Origin of the sequence: Filobacillus milosensis (assembly GCF_004402015.1) — a bacterium.
Lineage (GTDB): Bacteria > Bacillota > Bacilli > Bacillales > Alkalibacillaceae > Filobacillus > Filobacillus milosensis.
Map to the genome: position 1 here is coordinate 1 of NZ_SOPW01000034.1, position 7,416 is coordinate 7,416.

7 protein-coding genes are annotated in these 7,416 nt (G+C 40.9%); all 7 read right to left on the bottom strand.

Features of this window, described 5'->3' with window-relative positions; genetic code table 11:
* Positions 1-294: 294 nt before the first annotated feature.
* The gene (gene rbsB / locus E3U55_RS16825) at positions 295-1,236 is read right to left on the bottom strand and encodes a ribose ABC transporter substrate-binding protein RbsB (protein ID WP_134341646.1); all 942 of its coding nucleotides are present in this window, start codon (positions 1,234-1,236) and stop codon (positions 295-297) included.
* 54 nt (positions 1,237-1,290) lie between these two features.
* Positions 1,291-2,232: an ABC transporter permease subunit gene (locus E3U55_RS16830; RefSeq protein ID WP_228547603.1), complete on the bottom strand. Its 942-nt coding sequence runs from the start codon at positions 2,230-2,232 to the stop codon at positions 1,291-1,293.
* Between the two features lies 1 nt (position 2,233).
* Entirely contained in the window at positions 2,234-3,727 is a 1,494-nt protein-coding gene (locus tag E3U55_RS16835; protein ID WP_134341648.1) for a sugar ABC transporter ATP-binding protein, read from the bottom strand.
* A gap of 1 nt (position 3,728) precedes the next feature.
* On the bottom strand, positions 3,729-4,121 hold the full coding sequence (gene rbsD, locus E3U55_RS16840) for a D-ribose pyranase (protein ID WP_134341649.1): 393 nt from the start codon (positions 4,119-4,121) through the stop codon (positions 3,729-3,731).
* 6 nt (positions 4,122-4,127) lie between these two features.
* The gene (rbsK, locus tag E3U55_RS16845; protein WP_134341650.1) at positions 4,128-5,021 is read right to left on the bottom strand and encodes a ribokinase; all 894 of its coding nucleotides are present in this window, start codon (positions 5,019-5,021) and stop codon (positions 4,128-4,130) included.
* Positions 5,018-6,016 (bottom strand): LacI family DNA-binding transcriptional regulator, encoded by a 999-nt coding sequence (locus E3U55_RS16850; RefSeq protein WP_134341651.1) that lies wholly within the window; start codon positions 6,014-6,016, stop codon positions 5,018-5,020. Before E3U55_RS16850 ends, rbsK begins: the two co-directional genes overlap by 4 nt.
* A 202-nt stretch (positions 6,017-6,218) precedes the next feature.
* Positions 6,219-7,115, bottom strand: a complete 897-nt coding sequence (locus E3U55_RS16855; RefSeq protein WP_134341652.1) for a DMT family transporter — start codon at positions 7,113-7,115, stop codon at positions 6,219-6,221.
* Positions 7,116-7,416 lie beyond the last annotated feature (301 nt).

Sequence of the window (7,416 nt, forward strand, 5' to 3'; positions counted from 1 at the left end):
AGCTCTTTGGGATAATTATTTTGCTTTTTACCCATTGTAAACACGTCCTTTAAAAATGTTATTTCCATTGTAAACATTTCGCCAGTTGGTGTGTCCACTTTTTATACTAACCCTCAATAGATAGTCCAATCTCGCGGATAGGACACTTGATTTAGCGGATTGACACACTAATCTCGCGGATAGCCCCTCCTACCTGGCGGATAGATACCCAGAACTGGCGGATTGCACCACCTTGAAACTATTGGTAAAGAAAAAAACTGACCGGATCACATCCGGTCAGCTCCATAATATCTATTATTCTGCTGTTACTAATTCTAATTCAACTGGAATGAAATCTTCTACGCTCTTACCGTTTGCAACTTTAACTGCTGTTTCGATACCTTTTTCACCGATTACAGTTGGTTGCTGCGCGATTGTCGCGTCCATTGTACCTTCTTTAACAGCTGCGCGTGCGTCGTCAGTTGCGTCGAAACCTACAACAACTACGTCGCTCATGCCTGCAGCTTCAAGTGCTTGAACGGCACCTAATGCCATTTCATCGTTGTGTGCGAATACTGCGTCAAATTCTGGTGTGCTTTGGATGATGTTTTCCATTACTGTAAGACCTTTCGCACGTTCGAAGTCTGCTGGCTGCTTAGCTACAACTTCGATTCCGCTCTCTTCATCTACTACGTTGTGGAAACCTTTTCCACGCTCACGTGCAGCTGAAGATCCTGGAATACCTTCTAGTTCAACTACTTTACCTTCGCCACCAAGTTGTTCCTTGATGTAGTCGGCCGCCATTTCACCACCAGCTACGTTATCTGAAGCGATGTGTGACACAACTTCGCCACCGTCAGCACTACGGTCAACTGTAATTACTGGAATGTCAGCGTCATTTGCTGCTTCGATTGCTGTCACAACTGCTTCTGAGTCAGTTGGGTTAACCACTAGAACATCAACATCTTGCTGAATTAAGTCTTCGATACTGCTTAACTGTGTTGCTGCGTCATCTTTTGCGTCAACTGTTGTTAACTCGACACCCATCTCTTCTGCTTTCGCCTCAGCACCCTCTTTTAATGTGACGAAGAATGGGTTCGCTTGAGTCGATACCGCTAAACCAATATGCACTTTACCGTCATCTTCTTTGCTCGCTTCTTCATCGTCCCCACCTGAAGTCGGTGATTCTGTTGAACAAGCTGCTAATAAACCAATTGTTAAAAACGCGATTAAAACAAATTTTAATTTTGAAAACATGTTTGTTTTCCTCCTTAGTTGTATAATTTATAAAAGTTTCGCCAAAACACTAACCTACGACGACTTCTGACGATCGAGTAAGACTGCTAGTAGTATGACGCCCCCCTTTACAATCTGTTGGTAGTTTGAAGATACACCAAGTAAATTCAAACCATTATTTAAAACCCCGATAATTAGGGCACCAACCAATGTTCCAAAGATCCAACCACGGCCTCCAGACAGGCTTGTCCCACCTAGAACAACCGCCGCGATGGCATCCAGTTCATACGTAAAACCTGCGTTTGGCGATGCTGAGCCTAAACGTGATGTCAGGATAATACCTGCAAGTGCAGATAAAGCACCTGTCAGTGAATACACCCAGATTTTTACGCGATTAACTTTTACACCAGATAAAATCGATGCTTCCTCGTTACCACCTAAAGCATAAACGTGGCGACCGAATACAGTTTTTCTTAGTACAAAAAGTAATACACCAAAAATAACAAACATCATTAGAACAGGTACCGGAATTCCAAAGAAGTAGCCACGTCCAATCATTTCAAAAGCGACACTGTCCGTAAATCCAGTAACAGGGCGGCCATCCGTGTAAACTAATGTCAATCCACGGAAAATTGTCATCGTAGCTAATGTAGCAATAAAAGGTGCAACCTTACCTTTCGATATAATAATTCCGTTAAATGCACCCATAATTGCACCAGCTAAAACACCGAGTAAAACGGCTATAATCGGATCAATGCCACCTGCCATGAATCCAGCTGTTAAGGCCCCGGCTAATGCCAATGTCGAACCAACGGATAAATCAATTCCACCGGTTAAAATAACGAATGTCATACCAAATGCTAATAACGCAATAATCGAAATCTGCCTTAACACGTTAAATAGGTTATCTAAATCCAAGAACTGTGGGCTCATGATACTTAGCACCACAACGATAGCGATTAAACCGAGCAATGGCCCTAGTTTTTGCGCAAGTTGTCCAAGTGATTTATTTTTCACGTTACTCCCCTCCAGTCGCAGCAAACATAATTTTCTCTTGGTCGGCTTCATCTCTATTCAGTTCCGCACCAATTTGTCCTTCGTGAATCACCATAATACGGTCACTCATACCTAACACTTCCGGTAATTCAGATGAAATCATAATGATACTCACACCTTGCTCTGTCAGCTCATTCATGATTTGATAGATTTCTTTTTTCGCACCAACGTCAACACCACGTGTCGGTTCATCTAAAATTAAAATTTTCGGATTAATCCCTAACCATTTCCCAATCACGATTTTTTGTTGGTTACCACCACTTAACGACTTGACTTCCTGTTCCATTCCTGATGTTTTTACGTTAAAACGGCTAATCATGCTATTTACAAATTGGCTTTCCTTTTGACCAGAAATGATTGACTGGTTGGAAACATCTTTCAAATTCGTTAACGTAAAGTTTTCTCGAACGGACATGGTTAACACAAGACCCTCTTCTTTACGGTCTTCAGTCACAAATCCAATTCCAGCTTTAATTGCATCAAGCGGTTTCTTAATTTTTGTTTCCTGGCCATCAATATAAATTTTTCCGTTTTCTAAATCGCGATAGCCAAATAGTGCCTGCATAATCTCAGAACGCCCAGCTCCCATTAAGCCGGCTACACCTAAGATTTCGCCTTCTTTGACTTCAAAACTAATATCATTAAACATGTCAGAAGATAAATTCTCGACCTTCAGCCTCACTTGACCAACTTTCGTATCTCTCTCTGGGAAAAGTGTACCAAGTTCACGTCCAACCAACATACTAATGATTTCGTCGTATTCAACATTTTCAACCTCACGCGTGCCAATATACTCACCATCACGCAAGACCGAAATTCGATCACAAATTTTAAAAATCTCTTCCATTCGGTGTGAGATGTAAACGATTCCAACTCCCTGCTCGCGAAGTTTTTCAACAACATTGAACAGACGCTCAATTTCACGATCAGTCAATGCTGCAGTCGGCTCGTCCATTACGATAACCTCCGCGTTTAGCGATAACGCTTTCGCAATTTCAACCATTTGCTGCTGGCCGACTGATAATTCTTTGGCTTTTGCCAACGGATTAATCTCAACACCTAATTGATCTAAGTATTCTTTTGTTTTTTGGACCATTCTCTTTTTATTTATAAAACCCGTTTTTCCGTACTTAATTTCTCGACCTAAAAACATGTTCTCCATCACAGTTAAATAGGGAATAATATTTAACTCCTGATGGATGACCGCTATCCCTTTTTTCTCTGAATCATTCGCACTCTGAAAATGCACCGGTTCACCTTTAACGAGAACTTCACCCTCATCACGCTGATAAATACCGGTTAAAATTTTCATTAAAGTCGATTTACCTGCACCATTTTCACCGAGCAACGCATGAACTTCGCCTGCACGCACTTCAAAATTAACGTTATCTAAAACCTTATTACCAACAAATGATTTTGAAATGCCCTTCATTTCTATTAATGGTTGTTGTGACATTTTAAAAAATCACCCCGGAACGAAGAATCACATTCGCAAACGGCGTTGTCTCTCCTGTACGGATCACCGCTTTCGCATCCTTCGTCAAGTTTTTAAAATCTCCATGTGACACATAATCGCGTTCGCCAGTGAAAAGCTCCTGAACCTTAGTATTCACTGAAGGATTATTAACTTTTATCTCTTCTGCTAATGTCACATGTTCCACTTCCATATCCTCTAAAACAGCTTCTAACGTCTCTAGAAAACTCGGCGTCCCTTGCGTTAAAGCTAAATCGATACGCTCAACACCATCCGGAATCGGTAACCCGCAATCCGCAATCACGATCGTATCGGTATGTCCTAATTTAGATAAAACAGAAGCGATGTCGCTGTTTAAAATCCCTTGTTTTTTCATGTCTGATCACACTCGCTTCTCTAAAAATTTCATAACTTCTTCACGTTGCGGCATGCCTGTTTGAGCCCCGAATTGACTGACAGAAAGTGCGCCAACCACATTACCGTAGCAACAAGCTTCCTCAAGCGTTTTGCCTTCAGCTAATGCCACGCTAAATCCACCGTTAAACGTGTCACCCGCACCTGTTGTATCGACCACATCGACATCATATCCCGGTACAAGCACTTCCTTTTCACCGTCATAATAAAGAACACCTTTAGACCCTTGTGTCACAAAGAATTTTTCACGATTTTGATCATAAAAAGATTTTTTCTCTTCACTATCAAGTAAAATCTTAAGCTCATGTTCATTCGGTGTAATATAGTCAACTTGTTCTAACAAGTCTAAATCAACCGGCCTCGCTGGCGCTGGGTTAAGCACCACTTTTGTGTCATTTTTATCGGCAAGTCGAACTGCCTCTTTGACGCTCTCCATCGGAATTTCGAATTGGAGTAATAATACATCGCTATCTTTTATTGCCTCTTCACTTTGACGAACAACTTCTGGTGTAACATGATCATTCGCACCTGGAACGACAATAATCGTGTTGTCATTTTCTGCAACTGTAATGACTGCAATTCCAGTTGGAACACCTGTAACCGGTTCCACATTGCTCGTGTGAATTCTATTTTTCTCTAAATTTTTAATTAACGGTTCACCAAACGGATCATCACCGACACAACCAATCATCGTTACATCTGCACCTAACTTAGCTGCAGCCACTGCCTGGTTCGCTCCCTTACCACCAGGGATGGTTTGAAAGTCAGAGCCAAGCAGTGTCTCACCCTTATCAGGAAAGCGTTCAGTTGTTGTGACTAAATCCATGTTGATACTGCCTATGACTGTAATTCTAGCCGTCAAGTCACATTCTCCTTTACACTGTTTGTCGATTGGCGTTGGATTAATGTGGATGGAAAAACATGCCCGCTTTGAGCGTTCGTCTTTCCTTCAATTAAAGCAACTAAAGTTTCCGCCGCTTCCACACTCATTTGATAAATCGGTTGAGAGATTGTTGATAATTCTGGAGTTGTCATCTCCGTTAAATCGATTCCATCAAAACCGATAATCGCAAGCTCTTCAGGAACATTGATGTTCAACGACTCAGCCGCTTTTAATACCCCTAAAGCCATCACATCGTTACCTGCGAAAATTCCATCAATTTCTGGATGTGCTTCAAGTAATTCCATAGTCGCTCGAGCCGATTTTTTCTGGTCATAGTCACCTGGAACAACATAACTGTCTCGGAACCAGCTTTGATTTTTCACCACATCAAGATATCCCGTGTAACGCTCTTCTGCGTTTTTGATCTGCTCCGGCCCTTTGATGTGAGCGATTCTCTGACAACCAATATCCTGTAAATGCTTGGTTGCAGCACGTCCCCCATCTCGGTTGTCGATCGCAAACGTTGGAATATCCTTATGTATCGAACGGTCAAGCGCCACCACTGGCATGTCGTATTCTTGAAGAAGACGTTCATCAATCGTGTTCGATACAATAATCGCACCATCCACGTACTTTTGCTTCATCACATCTAAATACAACCGTTCCTTCTCTGGGTCTTCGTCACTGTTGCATAAAATTGACGTATAGCCTTTCTTAATCAAGTGATCTTCCACTCCCCTAACCAATTGAGGGAAATAAGGGTTGGTGATATCAGGAACGATAATTCCAATCGTCTTCGATTCCTTTTTATAAAGACTTCTCGCAACCGAATTCGGTTTGTATTTGAGTCGATCAATCGCCGCCCCAACTTTCTTGCGAGTATCCTCATTCACATACCCATTACTATTAATCACCCGAGAAACCGTCGCGACAGACACGCTAGCCTCTCGCGCTACATCTCGAATTGTTGTCATAATCTATCACCTATTAAAATATTTAATTTTAACTCTGTAACCGATTACATATTTCATAATTTAATAGGGTTACGATTTATGTAACCCGTTACACACATTCTATAATGATAGTCATAACTTTGTAAAGAGGAAAATTTATAAAAAGTACAACTTAAATCAGAACATTTGATAATAAGAAAAAAACTTGGCATAACGCCAAGTTTTACCTCTTTTGTTTTCTTAATAAATACTCCAATGCCCCGGTTCCAACAAACACACCACTTAGAATTAACAAGAAGCCGATGATGTGATTAATCATGATCACTTCATTTAAAAAGAACGCAGCACCAGTAATTGCAAATAAAGTGTTTAAATTAATAAATATTGCTGACTCTGCCGGCCCAACTTTTTTAATAGCAAAGTTGTATGTCATATGACCGAAAGCTGATGCTAAAATAGCACTGAATAAAAATACAAATCCAAGATGCCAATCTACCAGATTTGTAATTTCTTGCACGTTGGAACCAAAAATCTGACTTAATATAAAAATGAAAATGGAACCAAACACTAGCATATAACCCGTTGCGAGCCTTGGGTCGAATGTGGGTTTTAACTTACTGATTAAAACAAAACTAAACCCTTGAACGACCACACCTAAAAAGATGATGAAGTCACCAAGTGATATACCTGCAAGCCCACTGGCACCAGCTAATGTCGTAACCACGATTCCAATAAAACCTAATACAAATCCAGATGCACGAATCCATGACACACGCTCACGTAAAATAAATAGCGCCATCATAACCGTCACAAGAGGCATCATTCCTAAAATAAGTGAAGCATTGACCCCAGTCGTCATATTAAGACCTACCGCAATAAACGAATGGTGCAAAATCACATTGAACACAGCTATATAAATGATGACAAGCCACTCATGTTTCAGGGGCAGCCTGAATATCCCCATGAAATAACTAATGATAAGGACTGCAATCCCCGCAGTCATAATTCGAAATGATGTCAGCAGCATCGGATCAATCGCTTCTACTAATACCTTAAGCGCTGATACATTTAGCCCCCACATCAACATCACTAAAAACAATAAACTATAAATCTTTAACATTCCGTCACCTAGTCTCTTTCCTTGTTGATTCTTTAACTTTACAAAATTTTGTCTGGTAAATCAATGGATGGGTGGCTTAATCCGCTAAGTTAGACGGCTATCCGCCAATTTGGTACTTCTATCCGCTAGATTGTTTGGTCTATCCGCCAGTCAGACATTGCTATCCGCGAGAAAGAGTATTCTATTGAGGGTTAGTATAAAAAGTGGACACACCAACTGGCGAAATGTTTACAATGGAAATAACATTTTTAAAGGACGTGTTTACAATGGGTAAAAAGCAAAATAATTATCCCAAAGAGCT

Coding starts and splice junctions, on each gene's coding strand:
- rbsD (WP_134341649.1), bottom strand. CDS start 4,121: ATGAAAAAACAAGGGATTTTAAACAGCGACATCGCTTCTGTTTTATCT.
- rbsB (WP_134341646.1), bottom strand. CDS start 1,236: ATGTTTTCAAAATTAAAATTTGTTTTAATCGCGTTTTTAACAATTGGT.
- E3U55_RS16835 (WP_134341648.1), bottom strand. CDS start 3,727: ATGTCACAACAACCATTAATAGAAATGAAGGGCATTTCAAAATCATTT.
- E3U55_RS16855 (WP_134341652.1), bottom strand. CDS start 7,115: ATGTTAAAGATTTATAGTTTATTGTTTTTAGTGATGTTGATGTGGGGG.
- E3U55_RS16850 (WP_134341651.1), bottom strand. CDS start 6,016: ATGACAACAATTCGAGATGTAGCGCGAGAGGCTAGCGTGTCTGTCGCG.